Origin of the sequence: Nocardia brasiliensis NBRC 14402 (assembly GCF_000308475.2) — a bacterium.
Taxonomy (GTDB): Bacteria; Actinomycetota; Actinomycetes; order Mycobacteriales; family Mycobacteriaceae; genus Nocardia; species Nocardia brasiliensis.
This window is the reverse complement of sequence record NZ_BAFT02000020.1, coordinates 41711-68061: the sequence shown is the minus strand read 5'-3', so window position 1 is coordinate 68061 and position 26351 is coordinate 41711. Positions and strand designations below refer to the sequence as shown.

Below are 26351 nucleotides of genomic sequence, written 5' to 3'. Positions count from 1 at the left end.
GTTCTGGAGGTGGGCGGATTTGGCAGAGATTTGGGATGAGGGGTCGGGTGGGATGGGGTAGAATTCGGTTATGAAATCGGAGGGGGAAGTTCCGGCGACACGGGTGGTGCAGCCGCTGCTGGATGCCGTCTCCGATTTGCTCGGCATGCGTTTTACTGCGTTGAGTGACAACGAGATTACTGATTTGCTGAGTGGTCTCGAATGTGTGACGCGTAAGCTTGCGGCGGTGCAACATCGGGTTATTGTCGAGACTACCGAGCGGTCGATACCCGCGAATGTCGGTGCGGGAGATACGAAGCGATTCTTGATGCAGACCCTACGGCTGTCCAGTCGAGAGGCTGCACGCCGTTACGCCGCGGCACGTAGCCTCGGCACTTGGCACGATCTCAATGGCGGTTCGTATGACCCGCAACTGTTCCATACTGCGGCAGCGCAATCCGACGGCGAGATTTCTTGCGAGCACGCCACGCGCATCGCAGCCGTGATGAAGCGTATCCCGTATGGGGCCACAGGCACGGAACGGGAAGCGGCAGAAAAGATTCTGGCGGATTTCGCACGCACCGGTTCCCCCGACGATATCCCCGCAGTGGGTGAAGCGATTCTCGCGCACCTCGACCCCGACGGAAACCTCACTGCCGACCGCGACCGCCGGCGTATGCGCGGCATCACCATAGGTTCGCAGCGCCCAGACGGCATGTCCACCATCCACGGTGAGATCACGCCGACCCTGCGCGGACTCCTCGACGCCGCCCTGGCCAAGTGTGCCCGGCCCGGCATGAACAACCCCGAAGATCCCGAAAGCCCGTTCGGTGACTGCGAATACGTCGACCGGAACGCGATGGTCGCCGCCGCGGCGCGGGACACCAGAACCGCCGCGCAACGCACCCACGACGGTCTGCTCGCCCTGCTCAGCCCCGGCGTGCGAGTCGACGCGCTCGGCTCGCACCGCGGTCTGCCCGTCGCGGCGATCCTGACCATGAGCGTCGACGACGTCGAAAAAGCCGCCGGAGTGGCGACCACGGCCACGGGCGGTATCGTCCCGATTTCGGAGGCGCTCGCGCTGGCCGAACAAGCGCAACCATTCCTGATGGTGTTCGATCACAAGGGAATGCCGCTGCACGTGGGCCGCGCGAAACGTCTTGCCACTCCGGCACAACGGATGGCCCTGATCGCGTCCGTACGCGGCTGCTCCCGCCCCGGCTGTGACGCGCCCGCCGCGCTGTGCGCGATCCACCACGTCACCGAATACGCCAAAGGCGGCGCGACCGATATCGAAAACCTGACGCTCGCCTGCGACCGCTGCCACGCCATGGTCAACGACGGCCCCAACGGCTGGAAAACCGTTGTTCTGGAAAGTAATTCGGCACACCCCGGCCGCACCGCCTGGATCGCCCCGGCCCACATCGACCCGACCCGCACCCCACGCGTCAACCACCGCCACCACCCCGGCGAACTCCTCGCCCACGCCCTGTCCCACATCCACGACCGCGACACCCGACAACGCCGCGACCACCGCGCCTGGCTGTCCCGCCGAGAGCGCCCACTCCTACCTGCCCCCACCACGCCACTCCCGGCGGCGGTGTAGAAACGCTGCCCGAATTCGCCTCCTGTACCGCCGAACTCGCGCAGACGGCCCGTGGCAAACCCGAGCACACTTCCACCCCGCATCACCGCGGAGATGGAGCATGCTGGCAAAGTCCGAAAAGTGATGGTGAGGTTCGGCGGGGACGTGGTATTGCTGGAGTTCAGATGTCACACGGGGAACTGGATCGCTGTGCAGTCAAACGAATCGATCTTTACTAGAATCACTTCGCGACTTCGAGCGCGGCCGGTAGTTGGTGCGCGACTCCGCGGAGGGCCGGTGTGAACGGTCCAGTGGCGGCAGAGGAGCCAGAACCGGCGGAGCACCTCCGATACGTCCGCTACCTGAACGAGCTGGCAGAAACGTCCACACAGACCGAGATGGCTACGCTGGGTGTGGTTCTCGAAGATCCGGATACCATTATGGCGGAGGCTGCGATCGTCCACCACATCGACCGCAGGGCCGCGCAGTTGCTCACCGACGAAACCTTTCCGAGCTGGGTCGCACGCGTCGCTCAGGTCATCGATGGCCGTGCTTTCGCCGCCCGGCGTCTTCGTGAATGGACCCTACTGCGGGCGATCAGTACCGGGCAGGCGTGGACCACAGCGGAGATCCTCGACGCTTCGGACTGGTTTCAGCGCAAAGCCGCCGAGATCACCGCTTGCCCGCCTGTTCGTGCGCTGCTCGCTGACCGGGGACGGACGCGCCGCGTGCGGGCGGCGGCTGGCCGACGGGTCCAGAGGGCGTCAGCGGACTAGTAGCACGTCACGCAGGCGGGCTACCGCGGGTCCGGTCACGCCCAGTCCGTCGGTGACGTAGTTGTCGAAACTCTGGTAGGAGACGCGGATTTGGTCGAAGGCGGCGTCGAGGTATTCGGTGCGCGCGACGATCGCGCCGTATGCTTCGTTGGACAGCAGGAATTCGCTGTCGACGGCGGGGCGGGGGACACCGAGCAGGGTCATGAGGGTGGCGGTGGTCCAACCTGTGACGTAGGTGCCGGAATTGCAATGGTAGAGATAGCCGGACCGGCCGCTGGCCGACAGCGTGTTCAGCACCCGGCCGAAGGCGGCCCGGTTGGATGCGGAGGTCACGTAGCTCCGGAACTCCGCGAGGGTGTCCGAATCCGGTTGGGCGAGTTTGTTCTTCAACGGTGCCGGATCGGGATCGCCGACGGGCGCGAGAATCGGGACGGCGCCGGGTGGCAGCCGGTCGGGGCCGTGGATGGCGCGGGACTGGGTGGAGCGCAGATCGGCGACCGAATGCGGCCGCAGCTCGGTCAACACCGCGAACTGCTGATCGGTCACCTGGGACAGTGCGGCGGAGCGGTATACCGCGCCGGTGACGATGCGTCTGCCGTCGGCACCCGAATAGCCGCCGATGTCCCGGAGATTCAGCGAGATATCGATGAACGATTCGGGGGCCGCCCGGGCGGGTGTGCGGGCGACCGCGGTGGCGAGCCCCGCAGCAGCGAAGAGCCGCAACGCTGTGCGCCGGTTCAGTAGCGGCCCGCCGCCGTTTTCGATCATCGCTCGGTCTCCTTGTGTCCGATCACCAGTGTGTCCGCGCCACCGAGCGGCACCGCGGTGTGGCTGGTGCACCCTGCGGCGGTGAGCCAGCCGACGGCCTCGGCGACCGGATACTCGGAGCCGCCCTCGGTGACCAGCAGCATGTTGAGGCTCACCAGCACCCGCGCCAGATCGGCGGGCTCGCCGGTGTACATGGCGTCGTAGACGAGCAACGCGCCGCCCGGCCGCACGGCCTGAAAAGCCTTGTCGACCAGCTTCGCTCGCTCGGCACTCGACCAGTTGTGCAGCACGTGACCGAGAATCAGCACGTCGGCTGCCGGCAGCGGATCGGCGAAGAAGTCACCGGCGACGAAGCTCGCGCGGTCGGCGACGCCCTGCGCGGACAGGTGGGCGTCGAGTTCCGGACCCATCGGCGCGAGGTCGAAAACCGTTGCCCGCAAATGGGGGTGCTGCGCGAGCAGGATGCCCGCGAGGTTGCCGCGGCAGCCACCGATATCGGCGACCGTCCGGTACCGCGACCAGTCCACCACCTCGGCGAGCCGATGCGCGACCGGCGTCGACGCCGAATCCATCATGCGCAGGTATTGGGCCCGCTGTTTCGGATCGTCGAGCATGCGCAGGAAAGCGTCCGGTCCGGCACCGGCGGCCTGGGGCTGTCCGGTGCGCAGCGCGGCGTCGAGCGATCCCCAAGTCGGATACAGCATGTGGTCGGCACGGCGCAGGAAGCCGCCGAGGTACTCGGGTGTGCCGGGCACCAGGGTGCGCGCGACGAGCGGCGAATTCCGGTATCCCGCAGGGTCTTCCACCAGTAAGCCGAGCAGGGTCAGGCCTCGGAGCAGGTCGCCGACGCCGCGCGGGTGCAGCGCGGTGCCCGCCGCGATCCGGTCCGCGTCGGCGGGCCCGTTGGTGGCCAGCCAGTCGAACACGCCGACCTCGTGCGCGGTGAGCAGCAGTTTGGCGTGGCAGAAGGCGTTGGCGAGTTGTTTGATGGCGGCGGCGTCGCGCAGTTCGGGCAGGCTCATCGCACGGCCACCGCGATCGCGTTGGCGAGCAGGGCCACGAGGGCGAGCACGGTGCGCAGCAGATGCAGAGTGCGCCAGCGTGCCCGCGGATCGTCCCACCCGGGCGGGATGGCGGCCGGGTCGGTGGCGCGGGTCCGGTGGTTCAGCGGCACGTTGCCGAACTGCGAGACGAGTGAGACGCCCAGCTGGGTCAGCGCGGCGCCGGCGAACAGCGGCCTGGCCGCGGCCGAATCGGTGTCGACGGCGAGCAGGATGTCCGCGGCGATGCTGCACACCACCATCGGCGGCATGATCCGGTCGAAATATCGTCCGGCGAGCGTGTGCACCCGCACGTAATCCGGCGCCGGTAACGCGGCGAACATCGGGACCAACCCGATCGCCACCGCCACGAGCACCCCGGCCAGCACTCCGTTGCCGAGCACCACCACGACAGTCGCCACAACCCTGACCACGGTTTCTCCTTTCGCAGACCACACCATGACAGGGATGTCTCGAGCGCCACTGGATTCGCGCTCCGATCGTTCTCGATCGCGGACGGCCACGATCACCGCACAGCAGGAGCGGAGGCGGCGGTGACGCGAACGGCAGTGGTGGTCGGCGGTACGGGGTATCTCGGCCGGGGCGTCGGTGCGTTTCTCGCCGCGCACGAGTTCCGGGTGGTGCCGTTCGGACGCACCGAATTCGATGTGTCGACTCAACCGATCGCGGCGCTGACCGAGCTGCTGTCCGGCGCCGACGTCGTTGTCAACGCCGCCGGTGCGCTGTGGCAGGTGACCGACGAGCAGATGGCGGCCGCCAATACCGTGCTGGTGCAACGGCTGCTCGAGGCGGTAAGCCTGCTGGCTCGGCCTGCCCGGGTCGTGCAGCTGGGGTCGGTGTACGAATACGGCCCAGGGCATCCGGGCCCGGTGCACGAGTCGACGCCGGAGCATCCGGAAACCGCTTACGGCCGAACCAAACTTGCCGCTACCCAAGCCATGCGGCGCTGGCCGGGTTCCGGTGTCGTGTTGCGCTGCTCGACGGTGGTCGGCCCACGGGCACCGCGGGCCGGTCTGCTCGGCTCGGTGGCGCATGGGCTGGCCACGCCGCCCCTGGATCCGGCCGCGCCGCATGTGCTCGAACTGCCCGCGCTGCGTGGCACGGTCGACGTGCTGGATCTGCGCGATCTCGGCGCGGCGGTGCTCGCGGCCGCGACCGTGCCGGCCGAGGTGCCGGGCGTCGAGGTGGTCAATATCGCCTCGGGCGATGCGGTGCCGGTCGAGTTCGCGGTGCGCCGGTTGATCGAAATCAGCGGTGTGGCCGTCCAGGTGGTGGCTACCGGTGGCGGTGGCTCGCCGCGCACGGCGGCCGGCGCGCCGCCGATCTCGATCGAGCAGGCCCGGCGGTGGCTGGGCTGGGCGCCGCGCTTCGGTCTCGACGATGCGCTGCGGGCGCTCTGGCGCTACACCAGTGAGGCTCGAACCGGTGCGAGTAACACATGAGCTGTGCCTAGTGAGCCGATACCGGCGGATGACGATGTCCTGGAACTGGTGCGCGCACTGCATCACCGGCGCAGGCCGCCGGCTTTCGAGCCGGGCGTGACCCCCATCTTCAGTTCGGGGGCGGTGCTGGACGCCGACGATCGGGTCGCACTGGTCGAGCAGGCGCTGGAGTTGCGCATCGCGTCCGGGGCGACCGCGCTGCGTTTCGAGCGGTTGTTCGCGAAGGCCATCGGCGTGCGCCGTGCGCACCTGACCAACTCGGGGTCGTCGGCGAACCTGCTCGCCCTCGCGACGCTGACCACCCCGGAACTGGAGGAGCGCGCGCTCAAACCCGGCGACGAGGTGATCACCGTGGCGGCCAGCTTCCCGACCACCGTGAACCCGATCCTGCAGCACGGCATGGTGCCGGTGTTCATCGATATCGAACTGGGCACCTACAACACGACGGTGGACCGGGTGCGCGCCGCGATCGGCCCGCGCACCAAGGCGATCATGATGGCGCACACGCTCGGTAATCCGTTCCCGGTCGCGGAGATCGCCGAACTGGCCGCCGAGCACGAACTCTTCCTGATCGAGGACAATTGCGACGCGGTGCTGTCCACCTATCAGGGCCAGACCACCGGGACATTCGGTGATTTCGCGACGGTCAGCTTCTATCCCGCGCACCATCTCACCATGGGCGAGGGCGGCTGTGTGCTCACCGACAGCCTGGTGCTGGCCAAACTCGTCGAATCAATGCGGGATTGGGGCCGGGACTGCTGGTGCGAGCCGGGGGAGGACAACCGGTGCCGCAAACGGTTCGACCAGGATTTCGGCGCGCTGCCTTCGGGTTACGACCACAAATATGTGTTCTCCCATATCGGCTACAACTTGAAGACCACCGATATCCAGGCGGGTCTCGGCCTGAGCCAATTGCGTAAATTGCCGGAATTCGTGGCGGCGCGGCGGCGTAATTGGACCCGGTTGCGCGACGGGCTCGCCGGTGTCCCCTGGTTGCTGCTGCCGCACGCGACGCCGGGCAGCGAGCCGAGCTGGTTCGGTTTCGTGCTGACGGTGGCCGAGGACGCGCCGTTCGACCGGCGCGCGATCGTGGACCACCTGCTCGCCCGCAACATCCACACCAGATTCCTGTTCGCCGGAAACCTGTTGCGCCAGCCCGCTTATCGGCACGCACCGCATCGCATCGCGGACCGCCTGACCAACAGCGACATCGTCACCGAGCGCACCTTCTGGGTCGGCGTCTATCCCGGGCTCACCGACGAGATGATCGACTATATGGTCACCGTCATCCGGGAATTCGCCGCCCGCCCGGTCCACCGGGTCCGCTGACGCCGGATCAGTCCTTGCGGTTCTGCTTCCGCCGCCGCTGAATGATCTGGGAAATGATGAACAAGGTGATCAGAATAATGGCCAGAATCAGCCCCTGCATCGGCCCGCTCATATCCGTACCTCCTGCTGGACAACATGATCGACTCCGGAAAGTATCGGCGGCGCGAGCGGTGCTCGACAACGGAGGAAGGTCCGCAATCGGGTCGGAGTTTTCTCCTATCGGCGCTATCGGTCCCGCGCGCGGGCGAACGCGGCCGGTAGATTCGCGGTATGCGCCCGATTGATCGCGCGAAAGCAGTGGTCGTCCAGGTACGTCGCCGGATCTGGAACCTGGGTGTCGGCGTGGGCGACACCGGGCCCGGCGGCATGTATGTGCTGCTGATCGCGCTCGCGTTGCCGCTGTGGGAGGCGAGCACGTGGCCGGTGGGCCGGTTGGCGGCCTCCGGTGGTGCGGTCGCCGGCTTCGGCGCGCTGTTCGTCTGGAGTCAGTCGGATATGGCGGGGCGCCCGATGGGTTTCCGGGTGGGGCTGCTCGCGGCGATGGCCGCCGTGGCGGGTGCGGGTACCGCCGCGTTCGGCACGTCCTGGGTGGTCGCGTTGATGCTCACCGCCGTCGCCTGCGTCAATCTGCTGCCACTGGTGTTCGGTTCGGTGCTGGGCGTGCTCGCGGTCGGCAGCCTCACCTGGGCGGTCCTCGGCCAGGGCGGGGCGGCGCTGGTGGTGTTCGGCGCGGGCATGATCGCGGTGCTGCGTGGCCGGCTGCTGCTGGAGATCGTGCAATCGCGGGCGACCCGGCAGGCGATGGCCGCGGCCGCGGTCGGCGACGAACGGTTGCGGATCGCGCGGGATCTGCACGATCTACTCGGCAACAGCCTGGCCACCATGCTGGTGAAAGCCGAACTGGCGCAACGGCTCGCGCATATCGATCCGGACGCCGCCGCGGCGGCCTCGGCGGAGGTGCAGCAGGTGGGCCGGCAGACCATGCTCGAGGTCCAGGAGGCGGTGCGCGGCTACCGGGCCACCACCCTCGCCGACGAGGTGGCGCGCGCCAAACAGAGCCTCGCCCTGCTGCGCGACGGGCTCACCGTGCGCATTCCCGACCGGGTGTGGGATGAACGGGTGGACACGTTGCTGGGGTGGGTGGTGCGCGAGGCGGTGACCAATGTGCTGCGGCACGCCGACGCGAGCCGGTGCGCCATCACGGTCCGGGTGCACGAGCAGCCGCGCGCGGTCGAGTTGACGGTGGACAACGACGAGCTGTTCGGCCGCGCGTCCACCGGCGGCGGGCACGGTTTGCTCGGCTTGGCCGAGCGGGCCCGCGTCCTGGGCGGCACGGTGACCGCGGGACCGACGGCGAACGGCGGCTACCGGCTCGCGGTGTCGGTGCCGCTGCCCGCGCCCCGACCGGCAGAATCGTCGGCATGATTCGTGTGGCGCTGGTCGAGGACCAGGCAACGTTGCGAGGAGCCATCCGCACGCTGCTCGAGCTGGAACCCGACCTCACGGTCGTCGCCGACCTCGGCTCGTCGGCCGGCGTGCCGGAGATGGTCGAGGAAACCCAGCCCGACGTCGTGCTGCTCGATATCGAGATGGGCGAGGAGAGCGGGCTGGCGCTCGCCGAAGAACTGGCCAGACGGCCCGCACCGCCGCTGCTGATGATCCTGACGACCTTCGAGCGTCCCGGTTATGTGCGCCGCGCGCTGGAGGCGGGCGTGCGGGCCTACCTCACCAAGAACACGCCGGTCGGGGATATCGCGCAGGCGATCCGCGAGGTCGTCGCGGGTCGCATGCTCATCGAGGACCAGCAGCTGCGCGCCGCCATGTCGGTGGGGCAGAACCCGCTGACCGAACGGGAACGCGACGTGCTGGTGGCCGCGCGCTCGCACGACACGGTCGCCGAGATCGCCGCGCATCTGCATCTGTCGGTCAGCACGGTCAGCAACTACATCACTGCGGCGATCTCGAAGACGGGCTCGCGCAACCGGATCGAGGCCATCCGGTTCGCCGAGGACAACGGCTGGCTGTGAGCGCGGTGCTCAGCGCATGAGCGTGCGCCAATAGTCGTGCAGCGCTTGGTCGATGCTGCGGGTCACCCGCCATCCCAGTGTCCGCGCGGCGGTTTCGGTGGCCACCTCCAGCCAGATCGAGCTGGTGCCCGGCGCGGTCGGCGCGGCCGCGGACTCGACGATATCGACCGGCACCTCGCTGATGGTGACCAGCCGGTCGACCAGCTCCCGTACCGAAAGGGCTTGGCCTCGACCGATGTTCACCACATCGACGGTGTCGCGGGTGCGCGCCGCGGCGAGGACCGCCTCGGCCAGGTCGCGCACGTCGATGTAGTCGCGGTGGGCGGCCAGCGGCGACAGTTCGATCCGGGCCCGGCCGTCCCGGTTCGCGGCCAGTGCCGAACCGACCTTGCCGATCAGGCTGCCCGGGTGCACGCCGGGGCCGATGCTGTTGGTCGCGCGTAGCACGACGCCGTCCACCGTGCCCGCCGCGATCGCCGCCCGGACCAGCTCGGTCGCCGCCAGTTTCGTCCGCCCGTAGGCGGATTCGGGTTCGGTCGGTACGGATTCGTCGACTGCGCCCAGCTCGGGTAGCGGACCGTACTCCATCACGCTGCCCAGGTGGACGTAGCGGGGGCGCCGGTCGGGCAGCGCGGCCAATGCGGTCAGTGCGGTTTCGGTGGCGGTGACGAACGATCGGCGCAACTGCGGCTCGTCCAGGCCCCAGTAGGATCCGGCAGCGTTCACCACGAGCGCGGGTTCGTGGGTACGCAGCACCTCGATCAAGGGCTGCGCGTCACCCGTTTCGAGGTCGAGCGCGCAGTGCGCGGCCCCGGCCGGCCCCGGTCGGCGCGATACCGTGACGGTGCGATAGCCGTTGTCCCGCAGCGTGTTCGCGATATGACCGCCGACGAACCCGGTGCCGCCGAGCACGAGCGCGGTGCGCCGCGGCGTGTACTCGCTCATCGGGACGCCACGCCGAGTACGGCCGCGGCGAGCTCCATCGTGCGCAATGTCGCCGCGGCGTCGGGTTGTTCGCCGTCGTGTGCTGCGGTGAAATCGGTGAGGATATTGCCGAACTGGTCGTCGGGTGCCAGGTCGAGTTGCCGGATGTCACCGGCTCGATCCAGGAACACGCGCGGCGCGAGATCGTGTGGAAGAGTGAACGCGCGCTCGACCGACAGGGAGCCCGCACTGCCCGCGAGGTGATACTCGCAGCGGTAGGGCGCGCCGATCGCGAACTCCAGATCGGCCTGCGCACCTGCCGCGTCGCGCAACCGCGCCGAACCCGACAGGTCGACACCGGGGAAACGGTCGTCCCGCCGCATCCGCGAATGTTCCACGCGCAGCTCGGATCCCAGAAAGAACTGCGCGGCCCGCAGGGCGTAGCAACCGAGATCGGCGAGCGCGCCGCCGCCGAGGTCCGCCCGATACCGGAAATCGTCCGGGGCGCGCTCCGGGATGGTGAAACGCACGGTGAGCTGCCGCAGCTCGCCGATCGCGCCCGCCGCGACCAGCTCGCGCACCGCGGTGTGCTGGCGGTGCCGGGGAAAGGTCATGCACTCCATCAACGTTCGGCCCTGGTCGGCGGCGAACGCGAAAAGCCTGCGTGCCGTGGCGATCTCGGTTCCGTCCAGCCGGGGCGGCAACATCGGCTTCTCGACCAGGACATCTTTGCCCGCCCGCAGGGACTGCTCGATCCAGTCGCCGTGCAGCGCGTTCGGCAGCGGCAAGTAGACCGCGTCGACCGCGTCGTCGTCGAGTACCCGCTGATAGCCGCCGGAGATGCGCAGCCCGTGCTGGGTGGCCCACTGCGCGGCGCGCAACGGATCGCGGCTGCCGATCGCGACCAGTTCGGCGGCCGGGTGCCGGGACAGCGCGGGCAGCATGCGCCGCTCGGCGATCTGTGCGGTACCCAGGATTCCCCAGCGCAGCATCGGGCTCACCAACTCGCCAGCAGACAGGCCATCAGGCTGCGCGCCTGCACATTCGCGTAGTTGCTGTGGATGAGCAGGTTCGTGATCTGCGCGGGCGTCATCCAGCGGAAGCCCGGCGGCTCGGCGATCGGGAAATCCGCAGGGAGCAAGCGGATCTGATAGAGATTGTCGGCGTGTTGGAAGCGGCCGCCCTCTTCGGACTGTAACCCGCTGTAGCGCACCGCGCCGAGCCCGTCGTCGAGCACGTCGCGCAGGAACGCGGGCTGCCGAGGCACGGGCAGGTCTGCATGATTGGTCGGCTGGCACTGCACCGACGGTGCGAGCTCCGCGACATCCAGCACGCCCGCTTCGAGTTTGGCGTTCACCAGCAGGTGCAGCACGCCGTCGATCGCGGTGGCGAGGAAGACGGCGACGCCCTGGCCGACCGGAGCGAGCAGCGGCTGGGTCCACGAATTCACCTCGCGCTGACCGGCACTCACCCGGGCGGCGATCACCCGGAAATATTTCCCGCTGGCATGGGCGATCTCGTCCGCGCCGCGCTGCCACTCGGCGACCGCGGCCAGCGGTATGAGGCGCTGGCGCAGCTCGTGCCTGGCCTTCAAATCGGTGAGCCAGTGCAGGATTTCGGCGGCGCCGTGCCGTGCGGCGGCCCCGGGATCGAGGCCGCGCGCCAGCGCGCGGGTGAACTCGTCCCCGGCGGCGGCCTGCGCCGGGCTGATCCGCCACGGCACACAGGACAGCACCGTGCGCGCGTCCATGTTGACGGTGTTGTCCTGGCGCAGCAGTTCGCGCAGCACGCCGAGGGTGAGCCAGCAGAAGCCGGGCAGGGTTTCGACCGGACCGGTCGCCTCCACCACGATGTTGCGATTGCGTTTGCGCAGGAACCACGCGCCCTGCTCGGATTGCAGCACGTCGACGAGGACGGCGTCGGGCCGCGCGTCGAGGAAATGCTCGAGGTAGGGCACCGCGCGCCCCTGGTGCACCCGCAGGTAGTTGCTCCGCGTCGCCTGCACGGTCGGCGAGAGCTGCACGCCGCCGATATTTCCCGGTTCGGCCTTGGCCTGCATCAGAAAATGCAGCACCCCGTCGAACTCCTTGACGACGATGCCGAGCACGCCGATCTCGGGTTGATTGATGATGGGCTGCTGCCAGTGTTCGACGAAACCGAAATCGGTGCGCACGTCCAGCCCTTCGATGGTGAAGAACCGCCCGCTGTCGTGGCGCAGATTCCCGTCCTCGTCGAACTGCCAGCCGACCAGGTCCGCGAACGGTATCCGCTCGACCGCCAGCCGATCGGCGCGGCGGCAGGCGGCGAACCAGTCCCGGAAGCCCTCGACCGAGCACAGCGGCGTCGCGGTGACCGCGGCCGAGCGGGCGAACCGCCAGGCCAGCTCCTCGTCGAAGGTGGCCACCGACTGCTGCTCGACCTGTGCGGCATTCCCCATGCGGACAGGGTCCGGCCGGTCGTTCGAGAACCACTGGGACGCGGATGGGGCCCGGTGGCCCTCGGCGCGGCTGGAGCGCGCCCCGAAAGATTCTCGAGCGCGCCGCCTTAGCCTCGCCGCCATGCCCCACCGAGACGGTGACACCGCGGCGCCGGACGCCGGGCCGCGCGGCACCGCACGACCGGCGACGATCGTCGCGACCGCGCTCGGGCTGCCGGATGTCTATCTGCTGCGGTCACGCCGGTTTCCGGACGAGCGCGGGCATTTCCAGGAGCTCAGCCGCACCGATGTGCTCGCGGAGATCACCGGTTACCCGGTTCGCCTGGAACAGGTGAACATCTCCGTCTCGCACCGCGGGGTGATCCGCGGTATCCATGTGGTGGCCAGTGCGCCGGGACAATCGAAGCTGGTGACCTGTGTCCGCGGCTCGATCATCGATATCGCCGTCGATCTGCGCGTCGGTTCGCCGACCTTCGGGCAGTTCGAACTGGTCGCGCTGGACGAGCGGATGGCCGCCGGGGTCTATCTCGGGCCCGGCGTCGGCCACGCGTTCGTCGCGACCGCCGAGGACACCCGCGTGCTCTACCAGTGTTCGACGCTGTACACGCCGGGCAGCGAACTCGCCGTGAACGTGCTCGATCCGGCCCTCGGTCTGCCGTTGACCACCGGATTCGAACCGATTCTTTCCGAGAACGACCGTGGCGCCGCGACGCTGGCCGAACTGCTGGACCAGGATCTGCTGCCGCACTACCGCCCACGCTGAGGCCGGAGGAGACCGCCGTGATGGACGCCGTCTATTGTCAGCGCCCCGACCCCGCCGACCCGCTGGCCGCGCTGCGGTTCGGGGAACGCCCGCAGCCCGCGCAGCCGGTCGGGTGGACGACGGTGCGGATGCGCGCCGCGTCGCTGAACATGCGCGACATCGCGACGCTGCGCGGTATCGGCGTGCCCGCGCACGCCTATCCGCTCATCCTCGGCAACGACGGTGCGGGCGTCCTGGCGGACGGCTCGGAGGTGGTGGTGCACGCGTCGGTGGGGTCGGCAGGCTGGACCGGACCCGAGGCGCGCGACCCGGACCGGATGGTGCTCGGCTCCTACCATCAGGGCACGTTCGCGGGCAGCGCCACGATTCCCCGCCGCAACGCGGTGCCCAAACCGCCCGAACTCTCTTTCGCCGAGGCCGCGTGCCTGCCGACCGCGTGGTTGACGGCCTATCGAATGTTGTTCGTCACCGCCGAAATTCGCGCGGGCCAGACGATCGTGGTGCGCGGCCGTCGCGGCCTGGGCAGCATCGCGACCGCGCTCATCGCGCTCGCCGCCGCGGCGGGTGTCGAGGTCTGTGTCCGGGCCGACGCCGCCGATCACGCGTTGGCGCGGCGCAGCGGCGCGGCCGTCGTGACGACCGCCGACCAGCCGCTACCGAGCGGTCTGGACGCCGCGTTCGACGCGGGCATCGACGTCGCGGACTGGTGGTGGCCGATCGAGGTGCTGCGCCCCGGCGCGCCCATCGTCTGTTCCGGCTACCGGGCGGGCGCGATCACCGGCTTCGATACCGTGGCCGCCGCGCGGGCGTTGCACACCTTGATCTTCGCCGAGCACCGCCTGGTCGGATCCGGCATGGGTACCGCGGAGGATCTGGCGGCACTGATGGACTTCCTCGTGCGCACCGGCCTGCGCCCGAGCATCGCCCGCGAGTTCACGCTGCGGGACGCCGCAACGGGCTTCCGGGCGATGCTCGGCGCGAGCGTCGCGGGCAAGATCGTCTTCCGGATTGCTTGACCGCGGCCGCTTTACGGCAGCAGGTCGACGATCTCGCGGACGATGACCTCCGGCTCGGTGAACGGGACGACGTGCGCCGAGCGCTCGGCGACGACGTAGCGGCCGTGCCGCGCGCGAGCCGCGCGATGGGCGTGCGCGGCATTGGCCTCGGCGCGCCATGTCGCGTTCATGCCGTCGCCCGCCTGCCCGCCCGAGATGACGGTGACCGGGATATCGGCGTCGTCGGGCGGGTTGTCGCGCCAGGCGGCGAGTTCGTCCAGGAAAGTGCGGGCCTGCTGACGCATGGTGCGCGCCACGCCGGGGCCGAAGCCCTCCCGCTGCAGGTCACGCCCCACGTCCGGCGGGGAGGCGCGGATCTGCTCGCGGTACAGCACTTTGAGCAGGCCGAGCCGGGCCAGGACGGCGGCGGTGGCGATCATCCTGCGTTCGGTACGGCGGAAGCCGGCGCCGAACAGTGATGCCGCGGCCTCGTCGGTCGGATCGACCAGCACCAAGCCGGCGATCCGATCGGGACGCCGGGCCGCGGCGAGCCGGACGATGGGTCCGCCCGCGCTGTGGCCGACGAGCAGGAACGGGCCGGGCGCGTAGTGGTCGAGCACGTCGTTCAGGTCGTCGGCCATGGTGCTCAGGGTGCGGGCGCCCGGGTCGGGTGCGCTGTTACCCAGCCCGGAACGGTCGTAGACGATCGCCCGAGCGTGCCGCGCGACCGCCGGCTGCACCAGGGCCCAGCTGGATCGGCTGGCACCGGCGCCGGCCTCGAATACGACTGTCGGCGTGGTCTTGTCGGCGGTCTCCGGGCCGGGCAGCCACATGGCGTACAGCTGCCGCCCGTCCCGGGTGGTGACCCGGTCCGCGATCCCCTGCGTGTGTCGGTCGATGTCAGTCATCGGGTTGCATTCTCTCGGAAGAAAAGCCGCAGCGGGGCCCTACTCCCCGGGGATCGCGATCGTGTCAGGAGATCTGGCAGTGCGCGCGTGGCCGGTCGACCCGGCGGATCACCGGTGTGCGCCGGCGAATTCGCCGAACCAGCGGGCGATCACGGCCGGACGCTGCGCGAGGACCCAGTGGTTTCCGTCGATCTCGTGGGTCCGCAGGTTCGTCGCGAACGGCCGGGGCGCTTCGGTCTGGCAGGCCACCGAAACGTGGATATCGTCGCGCGGCGCGAGCACCTGGACGGGGACGGTCACCGGGCGGGGCTTCGGAAACAGCACGCGCCGAGCCATATTGGCCCGATACAGCGCGATGCCGTCGAGGGTGTCGGCCAGCCCGATGGTGTGCGGGGCGGTGGTTTCCGGCTCGCCCCGCACGCTCGACGCCGCGACGATGCGCGACACGAGGCCACGCCGCACGGCGAACTCGGGCAGGGCGGGCAGCTGGAACGGTAAGGCATAGAAGGAGTGCCGCATCTGGGTCAGCACGTCGCGCGGGTTACGGCGGATACCGCGCAGCCAGCTGCCGATCATGTCCAGCGACGGGCCCGAGATGCTGGTGAACGACTTTATCCGGGAGGCGATTTCAGGGTCGGCGAGCGCGTCCCAGGCGAAGATGGATCCCCAGTCGTGCGCGAGCAGATGCGCGCCGTCGGGCGCGACCGCGTCGAGCACGGCGGCGAGATCGGCCACCAGCTGCGGAATGCGGTAGGCGGCAGTCGAATTCGGCCGCTCGGAGTTGCCCGCGCCGCGCACGTCATAGGTGACCACCCGAAAGCGATCGGTGAGCAGCGCGACGACACCGTCCCACACCCGGTGATCGTCGGGCCAGCCGTGCACGAGCAGCGCGGTGGGCAGGCCGGCGGGGCCGGATTCGTACACCGCTAGTTGGACGCCGTCGGTGGCGGTGAGGATCCGGGACGGTCGGATGTTCGCGAACGTGGTCATGACGCACTGCCTCCAGCTACTTTGCTCAGAGAGCTTCGATACGTGTGAGACAAATTTCGTCTCCTTGTCTCCCGACGATATAGTGAGGTCGAGACCCGGACAAGGAGGCTTGTGCTGCGAGTGACCGAGGACACGCTGCTCAGCAAACTCACCGCGCCCGACGCGGCGGTGCTGCGCCGGCTGGACGACGCGGATCAGATCACCGAGCGGATACTCGCGGCCGCGATCGAGCAGATGCGGGTCGCGGGCTGGCGCCGCTCGACCGTCGAGGACGTGGCCAAACGCGCGGGGCTGGGACGCGCGACGGTCTACCGGCGGTTCCCGTCGAAAGCAGCGCTCACCGAGGCGGTGCTGCACAGCGAGTTCCGCACCTATCTCGCGGGCAGCACCGCGGCCGTCGCCGGACGCACCGATATCGCCGATCGGATGGCCGAAAGCACCGCCTACACAGTCGAATACCTGCGGAACCATCCGCTGGTGCGGCGGCTGCTCGAAACCGAGCCGGACGCCATCCTGCCCGCACTCACCACCGACGCGGGCTTGCTGCTCGAAGCCTTCCGCGAATTCTGCCTCGCCCTGTGGAAACGCGAACTCTACGGCGACGCACCGATTTCGGCCGACATCGAACAGCATTTGCGAACCGTCGCGGAACTGCACATCCGGATCACACTGTCGCTGCTGCTGACGCCGCAAACGATCATCGAACTCGACACCGCGGAACAGGCCAGGGCTTTCGCGCGACGTTATCTCGCGCCGATGCTCGAGCGGGACTGAGTCGTCCCGGACTGTAGTCGCGCCTTAAGAATTGCGCCGCTCTTTCTGAAAGTGCTTCTTAAGCACCGTAAGTGGGGCACTGCCCAACGCTCGAACCGCTGCAAAGTGTTTTACCGTGGTGCCGGTCCGGCCAGCGGAAACAAGCACCGATCAGCACTGTAGTGAGGGGCAGACACCTGTCATGCGTTCGTCGAAACGGTATGTGACCACCACATTGGTGACCGTAGGTGTCGCCGTCGGCTCGGCCGTGGTCGCCGCACCCGGGCTCGCGCGAGCGGAGCCGATGCCCTGCGTGGCGACCATGAATCTGTTCATCCCGGGCACTTGGGAAACCGACGAAGAAGCCGACCCGGCGCGGCCCGTCGGCATGCTCGCGCCGATCGCGGCGGCCATCCAGCAACGGCAAGGCGCTAATTCGGCGATCTATTTCACGCCCTATATGGCCCGGGCCTTCGACAACGGTTACACCTACGCCGACAGCAAGAGCACCGCCCTGAACAATGCGCGTTCGGTGCTGCTCGACTATGGAACACGCTGCCCCGCCGCGCGGTTCACCATCAACGGCTACAGCCAGGGGGCCGACGCGGCCGGCGATATCGCGGCCGATATCGGCAATGACCGCGGCCCGATCCCGGCCGATCGGGTGCTCGCGGTCGGCCTGCTCTCCGATCCGGGCGCGGGCACCAGCGGTGAGATCGCCGTCGGTCCCGGCGCGGCGGGCACGGGGATCGCTGACCCGCGTCCGCAGGGCATGGGCAAACTGACCGGGCGCGTCACCTCGATCTGCGATCCGAAGGACCTGTACTGCTCGATCCAGAAGGGGAACAACCCGCTGCTCGGCGCGCTGGGTTCGATCCTGAGCAAGGCGTTGAGCGGCACCCTGCCCGCCGACGCCGGTTTCCCGCTGGCCTCCGCGTTGACCGCGGACTTCTCGCGGGCCGATCTCCCGGGTCTGGCACCGGCGATCGCCGGCCTGACCGCGGCACTGAGCGCCCCGGCGGGTGTCGATGTGGCGCGGGTGCGCACCAGCGCGGGCACGGTGCTGCACACCCTCGCTCCGCTCGTCGATCTGCTCGGCTCGGGTGCGGCGAATCCCGCCGCCACGGCCGAATTGTCGGCGGCGCCCGAGGGCACCGCGGACCGGCAGGCGGGCGAGGTGCTGTCCCGCGCGGCGCAGTCCAACCTGCCCGGTGTCGCCGCGGTGGTCGCGAAGGTCGCCGAGATCACGGACAAGATGCTGAGCCGCGGCGTGGGCGAACTCCGGCCGAGCGATCCGAAAGCGCGGGCACTGCGGGCCGCCGCCACGGCCGTCAGCGACCGCATCACGCCGCTGGCGGCCACACCACCCGAGGTGCTCGGCGCGGCGACCCGCCCGCTGTCGCTGCTCAAACCCACCGTGCTGGTCGATCAGGCCCTCGACGTCGCCGCCGCGGTCACCGGCTTCGATCTCCCCGCGATCATCGCCAACCTGGCACTGCTGCCCCAGCGGGTGATCGCGATGGACGCCGAGGGCGTGCATCAGGTCGCCAGCGCGTTGAGCGGCCAGTTGCAGCCGCTGGTCCGGCTCGTCGGCACCGTCGATCTCGGCTGGATCTCGCAGGTTCTGGCGGTGCTGCCGGACGCGCTCGGCTTCACCGGCGTCGCCGCCACGGTGACCTCGATCCTGGCCGGGGTCGACATCGGGCGGCTCGCGGAACTGGTGGGCCGGATCCAGGACGTCGCGTGGTCGGTGCTGCAACGGTTGGTCCCGGTACCCGGGCAGGCTCCCGACCTGGTGGGCGCGGGCGTCGCACTGTCCGGCCTGCTGCCGATCGGGCAGGACTTGGCCGCCGCGGCCGCTGATCTGCTCAGGCCCAAGCCGCGGCAGCAGCCGCCGAACGTGCTGGGCCGGCGCGCCGATGTCCCGGCCCGCTCCATCGCCGCGCCGGACACCGCCGCCGACGACCCGATCGCACCGTTCACCAGACTGCTGAGCTTCCGTGACCTGAACCTGGGCACGCTCATCCGCGACGGGCTCAGTGCCGCAAGCTTTGTCGCGTCCGGGGCGCACACCAACTACGGCGCGCTGATCGTCGACGACTCCGGCCGCAACGCCGTGCAGTGGCTCGGCGACTGGATGAACCAGCGCATCGGCCGGGTCGAGTAGCTCGCGGGTCAGTCCCGTACCGGCTCGATCCGTGCGGGCACGTTCTTGTGCCAGGGCGTGCCCGCGAACCGGTCGCGTCGTTCGACGGAGGTCAATTCGTTTGCGGCTACCCCGATTCGGATCGGCTGCCCGCTGCCGTCGGTGGTGTCCAGGCCCAGGCCGTTGGGCAGCGAGATATGGCCCTGCTGCATCATGGCGCTGATCTCGACGATCGCTGTCGCCCGGCCGGTTTCGGTGACGACGGCGACGCGTGCTCCGTCGTCGAGGGCGAGTTCCTGTGCGTCGGCGGGACTTATCCGTAGCTCGCCCGCGCCGCCGCGCCGCCGCCAGTCGGGATTGCGGATGATGGTGTTCGCGGTGAAGGAGCGCCGTTCGCCCGCCGACAGCGTGAACGGATACTCCGCGGTGGTGAAATCCGGTGGCGTGGTGCGCAACCGATCGAGTTCGGCGAGCAGCTCCGGAATGTGCACGGTGAACCTGCGGTCTCGCCGTTTGACGTAGGCCCAGACATCGTCCCAGGTGTCGACGGTGAACGTGACGCCGGCGTGCTGGGTCAGGACGGCCTCGAACAGCTTCTCGCCGGGCTCGATTCCGGTGCCGGTGAATCCCGCGCGGCGCACCGCGGCGGGGTTGGCGAACGCGCACAGGTGCGCGGCTCCCCACAGTGTCGCGGCGTTTGCCGCGCCGGCGGGCAGGTGTGGGCCGAGCGCCTCGTGCAGCAGATAGGGCGCGAGATTCATCAGGGCGGGGTTACCCGCGACCGCGCTGAAGAAGGTCAGGGCGAATTCGTCCTTGCCTACCTGGCGCGCCCGGACGAGTCGGTCGACCAGCGCCGGATCGACCAGCCCCAGTGCGCGAACGACACCGGTGTAGATATCGGATTCGGCCCGCGTGCCGGGCAGCGGGGTGAGCACCGGTGGGCGCAGCTGAAAAGTGTTGTGCGGGAACTCGACATTGAAGAAGGTCGACTCCCACTTCTCGAACTGGCTGCTCGCGGGCAGCACATAGTCGGCGACCCGCGCGGTCTCCGTCATCGCCACGTCGATCACCACCGACAGCTCGAGGCTGCGCATCGCCTCGCGCATCCGCTCCGAATTCGCCAGCGAATGCACCGGATTGGAGCTGTCGATCCAGATCGCCCGGAAGCGGTCCGGATGATCGGTGAGGATCTCCTCGGTGATCGAGTTGGCGGGTACCAGTCCGGCGATGATGCGGGCGCCGGTGACCGGCGTGGTCTTGCCGCCCGCGGCGCTGCCACCGCCCAGCCCGCCGAGTCCGGCCGCGAGCGTCGGCACGGCGGTGCGCAGCAGCGTGCGCGTGAGTCGCCGGGTCGGTGCGGCCGTCACGGGTGCCGAAGCGAGCGTGGGCAGCAGCGCGGACAAAGCGGCCGCACCGCGTGACATCGTTTCGGACGTCGCCTTTTTCAGCTGCTTGCGGACACCCGAGGCGGGCTTGCCTTTCGGCGCGCCGCCGGTGCCCGCGACCGCGGCGAAGGTCGAATGCAGATACATCGTGCCGGGGCGGCCGAAGTTGCCGGTGAGGATCCACAGCAGTTTGTTCAGATACGACACCAGGGTGCTGTGCGGGGCCTGCTGGATGCCGAGGTCCTCGTAGGTGGTGGCACTGCGGGCGGCAGCGAAGCGCCGAGTCGCGGTGCGCAGCAGGTCTTCCGGTACGCCGCAGTGCGCGGCGAACTCGGCCACCGGGATGGTGGCCAGCGCGGCGAGCACGGGCGCGACGTCTGCGGTGTGCTCGCGCAGGAATTCGTGATCGAGCAGATCCTCTTCGACCAGCACCGCCAGCATGGCCGAGACGCACCACGCGTCGGTGCCCGGCCGCACCTGGAGATGGAAATCCGCCATCTCGGCGGTCTCGCTGCGTCGTGGATCGATGACGATCATCGCCCGCTGCGGATCGGCGACGATGGCTTTCAGGGTGGGCCGCGCCCGCGGGAAACTGTGCGACTGCCACGGATTCTTCCCGAGAAAGAGCACTACCTCGGAGTGCTCGAAGTCGCCTTTGGTGTGGCCGCCGTACAGCTTGCCGTCCACCCACATCTCGCCGGTCTTCTCCTGCGCCAGCGCGTTCGAGTAATACTTCGCGCCGAGCGCCGCCATCAGCGACTTGCCGTACGCGCCGCCGAGGTGATTGCCTTGTCCGCCACCGCCGTAGAAGAAGATCTTGTCGCCGCCGTGCTCGCGCCGGACCGCCAGCAGTTTCGCAGCGATCTCGGAAATCGCTGTCTCCCAGGTGATTTCCTCGTAGGTGCCGTCATCGCGGCGGCGCAGGGGACTGGTGATCCGGTGCCTGCCGTTCTGATAGAAATCCAGGCGCAGGGCCTTTTCGCAGGTGTAGCCGCCGGAGGCGGGGTGGTCCTTGTCGCCGCGGATCCGGCTCAGCTTGCGATCGTCGAGTTTGATCTCGATGCCGCAGTTGCACTCGCACAGGATGCAGGCGGACTTGTGCCATTCGTCCGCGGCGGGGCCGGCGGGCTGCTCGGGCTCTGGGCGACGCGTCTGCTCTGCGGACACGGATTCCTCCTGCGATGGGCCTCGTACACGATTGCTCGCTGCCGGAGCATGAATAGACCGATCGTACTACTAAGAATCTGCTTGTTACAAGCGGTAACGCGTATGTCCGCGCGCTGGGCGCAAGAACTGATCGAGGCCGGGCAATTCCGCGCATCGTGCCCGGTGCCGTCGCGGCGATACGTTCGAGCCGGTACCACAACTCGCGCAGACGGAAGGAGTCTCATGCGGCAGAGCTACGATGCGGTCGCGACCGCGGCCGCGCCGCCCGCCGTGGTCTGGGCACTGCTGATCGACGCCAGGACCTGGCCCGTCTGGTCGACGGTGGACCGCTTGGAAGTCGAACGTTCCCGCGGGCTCGACCGGGACGGCCACGATCCGGTCGGTGCGGTGCGGGCGTTCCGCACCGGGCGCGTCGTGACCGGGGAACGGCTGACCGGGCTCATCGAGGAGCGGCAACTGACCTACGAGGACGCGTTCAACCCGGCCATCCGCGAGTACCGGGCGGTCATCGACCTGACCGGCACGCCCGAGGGCCGCACGACCATCCACTGGCACGGCACCTACACCCCCAGGTGGGGTATGGGTTGGCTGATGAAGAGCACCATGCAGCGCGTGATGCAGCAGATGGCCGACGGCCTCGCCGCGCATGCCGCGCGTCTCGCAACGAAGTGAGCGATGCGGTTACCGCCAGGGCACGCCCGCCCGGAACAGCACGTTGGCGTAGGGGAGGGCCTCGCCGGTGCGAACCACGAAGCGGCACTGCCCGATTCGTTCCTTGAACGTCTCGTGGTCGAGCAGTTCGGCGTCGAGCCGCTCGAGCAGGTCCGCCGCCTCCCGGTTGGTCGCGGTGACCTCGGCGCTACCCCACGCCGCTTCGACGGTGACCTCGTCCAGGATCAGCTCGACCACCTGCGCGAAACGGGGTAACCCGTAGCTGATTCCGAGATCGATGACGCGGACGCCGGGCGGCACCGGAAGTCCGGAGTCGCTCACCGCGAAGGTGTCGGTGTGGCGTAGCGCGACCAGGGCCGAGATCAGCTCGGCGTGGACCAGACCGCTTGTGCGCATGAGGATTTCCTATCTCGGCTGATGGGGGCTCGCGGCCGGGTCCGGCAGATCGAGCGGAACGGGGCGCGGCACGGTGGCCAGTGCGGCGATGATCTGGGGTCGCGTCGGATAGGACGCGTGCGTTCCGGGTGACCGGACCGAGAGTGCCGCGGCGGCGGTGGCGTAGGTGACGGCGGCATCGAGGTCGAGTCCGTCGGCGAGGGCGGCGCAGAGGGCGCCGACGAAGGCGTCGCCGGCGCCGGTGGAATCCACCGAGTCCACCTGTGGCGCTTCGTGATAGGTGAGTCTCGCGTCACCATCTGCGGCGACTGAACCGGCGGCACCCAAGGTAGCGACCACCGAGCGCGCGCCCCGATGGCACAGCGAGCGCGCGGCTCGGGCGGCCTGCTCCCGGTCGCCGGTCGGCAGGCCGCTGATCAGTGCCAGTTCGTGCTCGTTCACCACCAGCGGGTCGCACCGGCGCAGCACCGCGTCGTCGAGTGCCGCGGCCGGCGCGGCATTGAGCACGAATCGGCGCGCGCGGCTCGCCGCCCAGGCGACCACGGCGAGCGGGATCTCCAATTGCGCCACCACGACATCGGCACCGGTCAGCAGCGCGGCCTCCGGCATGGTGTCCAGGACGGCGGCGGACTCCCAGTGGTAGTTGGCGGCGGGGTCCACCACGATCTGGTTCTCGCCCGCCGCCACCGTGATGTAGGCCGTCCCGGTCCGGGCGCCCGGAACCTCGCGCAGCGTGGCCGATTCGATGCCGGTCAGGGCTTCCCGGCAGCGCGACAGGGTCGCGTCACTGCCGATCCGCCCGATGAATTGCACCCTCGCGCCCGCCTTCGCCGCGGCCACCGCCTGGTTGGATCCCTTGCCGCCCAGGTTGGTTCGCGCCGCGACGGCCAAGACGGTCTCGCCGGGGCCCGGCAGCGCGGGCACTTCGCAGACGATGTCCTGATTGATCGAGCCGATCACGGCGACCTGACCCGTCACGACACCTCCGTCGTCGCGGCGGCGCTCGCCTCCAGATTGCCCTGTGCCGCGCCGGTGATCAGCGCGACCAGCCGGTCGCCGTCGATCTCCCGGACCGGGTGCGCGGCCACCGAGCGGCCGCGGCGCAGCACGACGACGTTGTCGCAGATCCGCATGACCTGCGCGAGGTCGTGACTGATGATCAGCACGGTGACCCCGCGGTCGCGCAGTCCGCGCACCAGCTTCTCCACCGCGGCGGTCTCCCGCACGCCGAGCGCGGCCGTCGGCTCGTCCATGATCACCATGGCCTTACCCCAGGCGACCGCGCGCGCGATCGCGATGCTCTGGCGCTGACCGCCGCTCATCCGGCGCACCGTGGTCCGGACCGAGGGGACGTCCACGTCGAGATCGCGCAGGATGTCCACGCTCTGCGCGATCATCGCCGTGCGGTTGAGGATTTTCAGCGGCCAGATCCGGTGCACGAGTTCACGATTCAGGAACAGGTTCTGCCAGACCGCCAGATCGTCGATCAGCGCGAGGTCCTGGTAGACCGTCTCGATGCCCATCCTCCTGGCGTCCTCCGGCGATCCGAGCCGCACCGGCGCACCGCGGAACAGGATCTCCCCGGTATCGGGCGGGTGCACGCCGGTGAGGCAGCGCACCAGGGTGGACTTGCCCGCGCCGTTGTCGCCGACCAGCGCGGTCACCTCGCCCTCGGGGATGGTCAGGCTGACGCCGTCGAGGGCGCGGACGGAATCGAACGACTTGGTGAGGCCGTGCGCCTCCACCATCGGCTTGGTCATCACATCAACTACTTTCGGAAGCGCGAGATCGCCGCTGCGAGCAGCAGTACCGCGCCCACCGCGACCGGTTGGTAGTACTGCGAGATCCCGAGAATGGTGAACCCGTTGATCAGCGACGTGAAAAGGACCGCGCCGCAGACGGTGCCGAGGACCGAGGCCTTGCCGCCGCTGAGCGAGGATCCGCCGAGCACCACGGCCGCAATGGAACTCAGCAGATAGGTGGTCTGCAATGAGGGGTCCGCGCCGCCGTTGCGCGCGACGAGCATGACGCCGGCGACGCCGCACAGCAGCCCGCACGCGAGGTAGGCGATCAACCGGATGCGCTGCACCGGAATGCCGGTCTCGCGCGCGGAGTCGATATTGCCGCCGGTCGCGAGCAGGTGGGTGCCCAGCCGCGTCCGGAACAGGATGCCCGCCACGCCGAGCGCCGCGACCAGCGCCAGCAGCCAGAACCAGCGGAACGGGCCCGCCCCGTCGAGCGCGAGGCTTTGCAGGAAGGGCGAATTCACGGCGACGCTGTTACCGCTGGTGAGCAGGAGGGTGCAGCCGCTGAGCACACTCAGCGTGCCGAGTGTGACCACGAAGTCGGTCATCTGGAACCGGCCGATCAGCACCCCGTTGACCACCCCGACGACCAGCCCGCCGGCGATCGCGGCCACGATGCCGACGGTCACCGGGTACCCGTGGCTGGTCAGATAGCCGAGCAGAGCCGCCGACCACGGCAGCGTCGCGCCGACCGAAAGGTCGATGCCGCCGACGACCACGGCGAACTGCTGGCCGAGCGCGAGTACGGTCAGAATCGTCGAAGCGACGAGCAGGTCGTCGATATTACTGGCGGTCAAGAAGTTCGGGGTGGCGATGAAGAACGCCACCCACACCAGGACCAGGGCGATAGGCGCGGCGAACTCGGCGAGGCGGGCGGAGATGCGCCGGTCGCCGCCCCGGTCGGGTGCGACGGCGGCGACACTGCTCACTTGTGCACCAGTCCGGCGAGCGGATTGTCGAATGCGGTGATGGGCCTGGGGAACGCGGCGATCTGTTGCTCGACGTTGTCCTTGCCGATGAACGCGATCGGGGCGACCACGCGCGCCGGAATGTCGTTGCCCTGGTGCTTGGCGAGGCAGGCCTGCACCGCGAGTTCGCCTTCGGCGTAAGGATATTGGGTCACCGTGCCGTACAGCGTGCCCGCCTTGACCGCGTCGAGGGCGGCTTGGATGCCGTCCACCGAGATCACCTTGATCTGGCCGGTGCGGCCGGCGTTCTTGATCGCCTGGGCGGCGCCGAGGCCCATCGTGTCGTTGGCGGCGAAGATGCCGGTGATATCGGGGTGCGCCTTCAGGATCGCCTCGGTGACCGTGAGACCCTTGTCCTGCTCGTAGTCGGCGGGGGTGCGCTGCACGATCTCCAGCTTGCCCGCGACTGCGTCGCTGAAGCCCTTGTCCCGGTTGATGCCGTTCTGCTCACCGGCGATGCCCTGCAGCACAACCACTTTCCCGGTGCCGCCCAGCGCCTCCAGCATCTTCTCCGCCGCGATCCGGCCCGCGGCCAGATTGTCGGAGCCGATGAAGCTCGCGTACTCGACGCCCGCCTGTTTCGAGGCTTCGGCATCGATCTGGGTGTCCAGGTTGAGGATCGGAATGTTCTTGCGGGCCACCGGCACCAGCGGCGTGATCACGTTGGTGCCGTTCACCGGCACGACCGCGAAGCAGTCGTAGCCCTGGGCCGCGAGGGTGGAGATCTGGGCGTTCTCGCCGTCGGCGTCGGTCTCGGATTGCCCGGCCTGCACCGCGACATCGACCCCGAGCCGCGCACCCTCGGCCTTCGCGCCGTCGCGCAGCGCGGCCCAGTAGGGGTTGGTGAAGTTGCGCGTGACGACCGCGATCTTGAAATCGGACGACGCGTCCTCGCCGCGGCCGCAGCCTGCGGTGAGCGCGACCGCGCTGACGAGGGCCATGCCGACGACCGCGTACCTGAATCGTGAGTTCATCTGGTGTTCGACCTATCCTGGGCTCATTCTCAACTCGTGTTGACAACACGTGTTGATGTGTAGTGTGTGACCTGTGTCACGAGCTGTCAAGGGTCTTCCGG

Annotated in this window: 25 protein-coding genes; 11 read left to right on the top strand and 14 right to left on the bottom strand. The window is 69.0% G+C overall.

The window, feature by feature from the left end; genetic code table 11:
- Nucleotides 1-70: 70 nt before the first annotated feature.
- Nucleotides 71-1585: an HNH endonuclease signature motif containing protein gene (locus tag TY25_RS04715; RefSeq protein ID WP_042254337.1), complete on the top strand. Its 1515-nt coding sequence runs from the start codon at nucleotides 71-73 to the stop codon at nucleotides 1583-1585.
- A gap of 278 nt (nucleotides 1586-1863) precedes the next feature.
- Nucleotides 1864-2340: a hypothetical protein gene (locus tag TY25_RS04710; RefSeq protein WP_226887398.1), complete on the top strand. Its 477-nt coding sequence runs from the start codon at nucleotides 1864-1866 to the stop codon at nucleotides 2338-2340.
- On the opposite strand, the gene TY25_RS04705 is transcribed toward TY25_RS04710, so the two are convergent.
- Genes TY25_RS04705 through TY25_RS04695 form a run of 3 tightly spaced genes read right to left on the bottom strand, consistent with a single transcriptional unit; the run spans nucleotide 2329 to nucleotide 4582 of the window.
- A complete protein-coding gene (locus TY25_RS04705; RefSeq protein ID WP_052382801.1) occupies nucleotides 2329-3108 on the bottom strand; it encodes a tyrosine-protein phosphatase in 780 nt (259 codons plus the stop codon). The two genes, TY25_RS04710 and TY25_RS04705, sit on opposite strands and share 12 nt — an antisense overlap.
- A complete protein-coding gene (locus TY25_RS04700) occupies nucleotides 3105-4130 on the bottom strand; it encodes a methyltransferase (RefSeq protein ID WP_042254333.1) in 1026 nt (341 codons plus the stop codon). The genes TY25_RS04705 and TY25_RS04700 overlap by 4 nt, the downstream gene beginning before the upstream one ends.
- On the bottom strand, nucleotides 4127-4582 hold the full coding sequence (locus TY25_RS04695) for an anthrone oxygenase family protein (RefSeq protein ID WP_201773642.1): 456 nt from the start codon (nucleotides 4580-4582) through the stop codon (nucleotides 4127-4129). The genes TY25_RS04700 and TY25_RS04695 overlap by 4 nt, the downstream gene beginning before the upstream one ends.
- Before the next feature lie 120 nt (nucleotides 4583-4702).
- On the opposite strand from TY25_RS04695, the gene TY25_RS04690 reads away from it, so the two are divergent.
- The 4 genes from TY25_RS04690 to TY25_RS04675 all read left to right on the top strand — a co-directional run bounded on the left by TY25_RS04690 (nucleotide 4703) and on the right by TY25_RS04675 (nucleotide 8967).
- Nucleotides 4703-5611, top strand: a complete 909-nt coding sequence (locus TY25_RS04690) for an NAD-dependent epimerase/dehydratase family protein (protein ID WP_063602700.1) — start codon at nucleotides 4703-4705, stop codon at nucleotides 5609-5611.
- A gap of 3 nt (nucleotides 5612-5614) precedes the next feature.
- Nucleotides 5615-6940 (top strand): lipopolysaccharide biosynthesis protein RfbH, encoded by a 1326-nt coding sequence (rfbH, locus tag TY25_RS04685; protein ID WP_042254328.1) that lies wholly within the window; start codon nucleotides 5615-5617, stop codon nucleotides 6938-6940.
- Nucleotides 6941-7210: 270 nt separating this feature from the next.
- Nucleotides 7211-8365 carry a sensor histidine kinase gene (locus TY25_RS04680; protein WP_081868666.1) on the top strand — a complete coding sequence of 385 codons (1155 nt, stop codon included), beginning with the start codon at nucleotides 7211-7213 and terminating at the stop codon, nucleotides 8363-8365.
- Nucleotides 8362-8967 carry a response regulator transcription factor gene (locus TY25_RS04675; protein ID WP_042254327.1) on the top strand — a complete coding sequence of 202 codons (606 nt, stop codon included), beginning with the start codon at nucleotides 8362-8364 and terminating at the stop codon, nucleotides 8965-8967. Before TY25_RS04680 ends, TY25_RS04675 begins: the two co-directional genes overlap by 4 nt.
- Before the next feature lie 9 nt (nucleotides 8968-8976).
- Here the strand turns inward: TY25_RS04675 and TY25_RS04670 are convergent, their stop codons facing one another.
- The 3 genes from TY25_RS04670 to TY25_RS04660 are packed head-to-tail and all read right to left on the bottom strand — an operon-like array spanning nucleotide 8977 to nucleotide 12328.
- On the bottom strand, nucleotides 8977-9912 hold the full coding sequence (locus TY25_RS04670; RefSeq protein WP_042254326.1) for an NAD-dependent epimerase/dehydratase family protein: 936 nt from the start codon (nucleotides 9910-9912) through the stop codon (nucleotides 8977-8979).
- Nucleotides 9909-10883, bottom strand: coding sequence for a Gfo/Idh/MocA family protein (locus tag TY25_RS04665; RefSeq protein ID WP_052382799.1), 975 nt, complete (start codon nucleotides 10881-10883; stop codon nucleotides 9909-9911). Before TY25_RS04665 ends, TY25_RS04670 begins: the two co-directional genes overlap by 4 nt.
- Before the next feature lie 5 nt (nucleotides 10884-10888).
- Nucleotides 10889-12328, bottom strand: coding sequence for an NDP-hexose 2,3-dehydratase family protein (locus TY25_RS04660; protein ID WP_042254325.1), 1440 nt, complete (start codon nucleotides 12326-12328; stop codon nucleotides 10889-10891).
- 121 nt (nucleotides 12329-12449) lie between these two features.
- Between TY25_RS04660 and TY25_RS04655 the strand changes: the two genes are divergently transcribed.
- Together TY25_RS04655 and TY25_RS04650 are read left to right on the top strand one after the other, a co-directional pair.
- Nucleotides 12450-13091 carry a dTDP-4-dehydrorhamnose 3,5-epimerase family protein gene (locus TY25_RS04655; protein WP_081868665.1) on the top strand — a complete coding sequence of 214 codons (642 nt, stop codon included), beginning with the start codon at nucleotides 12450-12452 and terminating at the stop codon, nucleotides 13089-13091.
- Between the two features lie 20 nt (nucleotides 13092-13111).
- A complete protein-coding gene (locus TY25_RS04650) occupies nucleotides 13112-14107 on the top strand; it encodes a quinone oxidoreductase family protein (protein WP_042254324.1) in 996 nt (331 codons plus the stop codon).
- A gap of 11 nt (nucleotides 14108-14118) precedes the next feature.
- Here TY25_RS04650 and TY25_RS04645 read toward each other — a convergent pair whose 3' ends face one another.
- Both TY25_RS04645 and TY25_RS04640 read right to left on the bottom strand, forming a co-directional pair.
- The gene (locus tag TY25_RS04645) at nucleotides 14119-14994 is read right to left on the bottom strand and encodes an alpha/beta fold hydrolase (RefSeq protein WP_042254323.1); all 876 of its coding nucleotides are present in this window, start codon (nucleotides 14992-14994) and stop codon (nucleotides 14119-14121) included.
- A gap of 108 nt (nucleotides 14995-15102) precedes the next feature.
- Nucleotides 15103-15984: an alpha/beta fold hydrolase gene (locus TY25_RS04640; protein ID WP_042254321.1), complete on the bottom strand. Its 882-nt coding sequence runs from the start codon at nucleotides 15982-15984 to the stop codon at nucleotides 15103-15105.
- A gap of 120 nt (nucleotides 15985-16104) precedes the next feature.
- Here TY25_RS04640 and TY25_RS04635 point away from each other — a divergent pair, with 120 nt between their 5' ends.
- Both TY25_RS04635 and TY25_RS04630 read left to right on the top strand, forming a co-directional pair.
- Entirely contained in the window at nucleotides 16105-16758 is a 654-nt protein-coding gene (locus TY25_RS04635; RefSeq protein ID WP_042254319.1) for a TetR/AcrR family transcriptional regulator, read from the top strand.
- 202 nt (nucleotides 16759-16960) lie between these two features.
- Nucleotides 16961-18904, top strand: coding sequence for a cutinase family protein (locus TY25_RS04630; protein WP_369405378.1), 1944 nt, complete (start codon nucleotides 16961-16963; stop codon nucleotides 18902-18904).
- Nucleotides 18905-18912: 8 nt separating this feature from the next.
- Here the strand turns inward: TY25_RS04630 and TY25_RS04625 are convergent, their stop codons facing one another.
- A complete protein-coding gene (locus TY25_RS04625; protein ID WP_042254315.1) occupies nucleotides 18913-21435 on the bottom strand; it encodes a molybdopterin-dependent oxidoreductase in 2523 nt (840 codons plus the stop codon).
- A gap of 222 nt (nucleotides 21436-21657) precedes the next feature.
- Between TY25_RS04625 and TY25_RS04620 the strand changes: the two genes are divergently transcribed.
- Nucleotides 21658-22107 carry an SRPBCC family protein gene (locus tag TY25_RS04620; protein ID WP_042254314.1) on the top strand — a complete coding sequence of 150 codons (450 nt, stop codon included), beginning with the start codon at nucleotides 21658-21660 and terminating at the stop codon, nucleotides 22105-22107.
- A 9-nt stretch (nucleotides 22108-22116) separates the two neighbouring features.
- Here TY25_RS04620 and rbsD read toward each other — a convergent pair whose 3' ends face one another.
- Genes rbsD through TY25_RS04595 form a run of 5 tightly spaced genes read right to left on the bottom strand, consistent with a single transcriptional unit; the run spans nucleotide 22117 to nucleotide 26250 of the window.
- A complete protein-coding gene (rbsD, locus tag TY25_RS04615; RefSeq protein WP_042254313.1) occupies nucleotides 22117-22503 on the bottom strand; it encodes a D-ribose pyranase in 387 nt (128 codons plus the stop codon).
- Nucleotides 22504-22512: 9 nt separating this feature from the next.
- Entirely contained in the window at nucleotides 22513-23481 is a 969-nt protein-coding gene (locus TY25_RS04610) for a ribokinase (protein ID WP_052382797.1), read from the bottom strand.
- Nucleotides 23478-24263, bottom strand: a complete 786-nt coding sequence (locus tag TY25_RS04605; RefSeq protein WP_081868664.1) for an ATP-binding cassette domain-containing protein — start codon at nucleotides 24261-24263, stop codon at nucleotides 23478-23480. The genes TY25_RS04610 and TY25_RS04605 overlap by 4 nt, the downstream gene beginning before the upstream one ends.
- Before the next feature lie 8 nt (nucleotides 24264-24271).
- A complete protein-coding gene (locus tag TY25_RS04600) occupies nucleotides 24272-25237 on the bottom strand; it encodes an ABC transporter permease (protein ID WP_052382796.1) in 966 nt (321 codons plus the stop codon).
- Nucleotides 25234-26250 (bottom strand): sugar ABC transporter substrate-binding protein, encoded by a 1017-nt coding sequence (locus tag TY25_RS04595; protein ID WP_042254309.1) that lies wholly within the window; start codon nucleotides 26248-26250, stop codon nucleotides 25234-25236. Before TY25_RS04595 ends, TY25_RS04600 begins: the two co-directional genes overlap by 4 nt.
- Nucleotides 26251-26351: the final 101 nt, after the last annotated feature.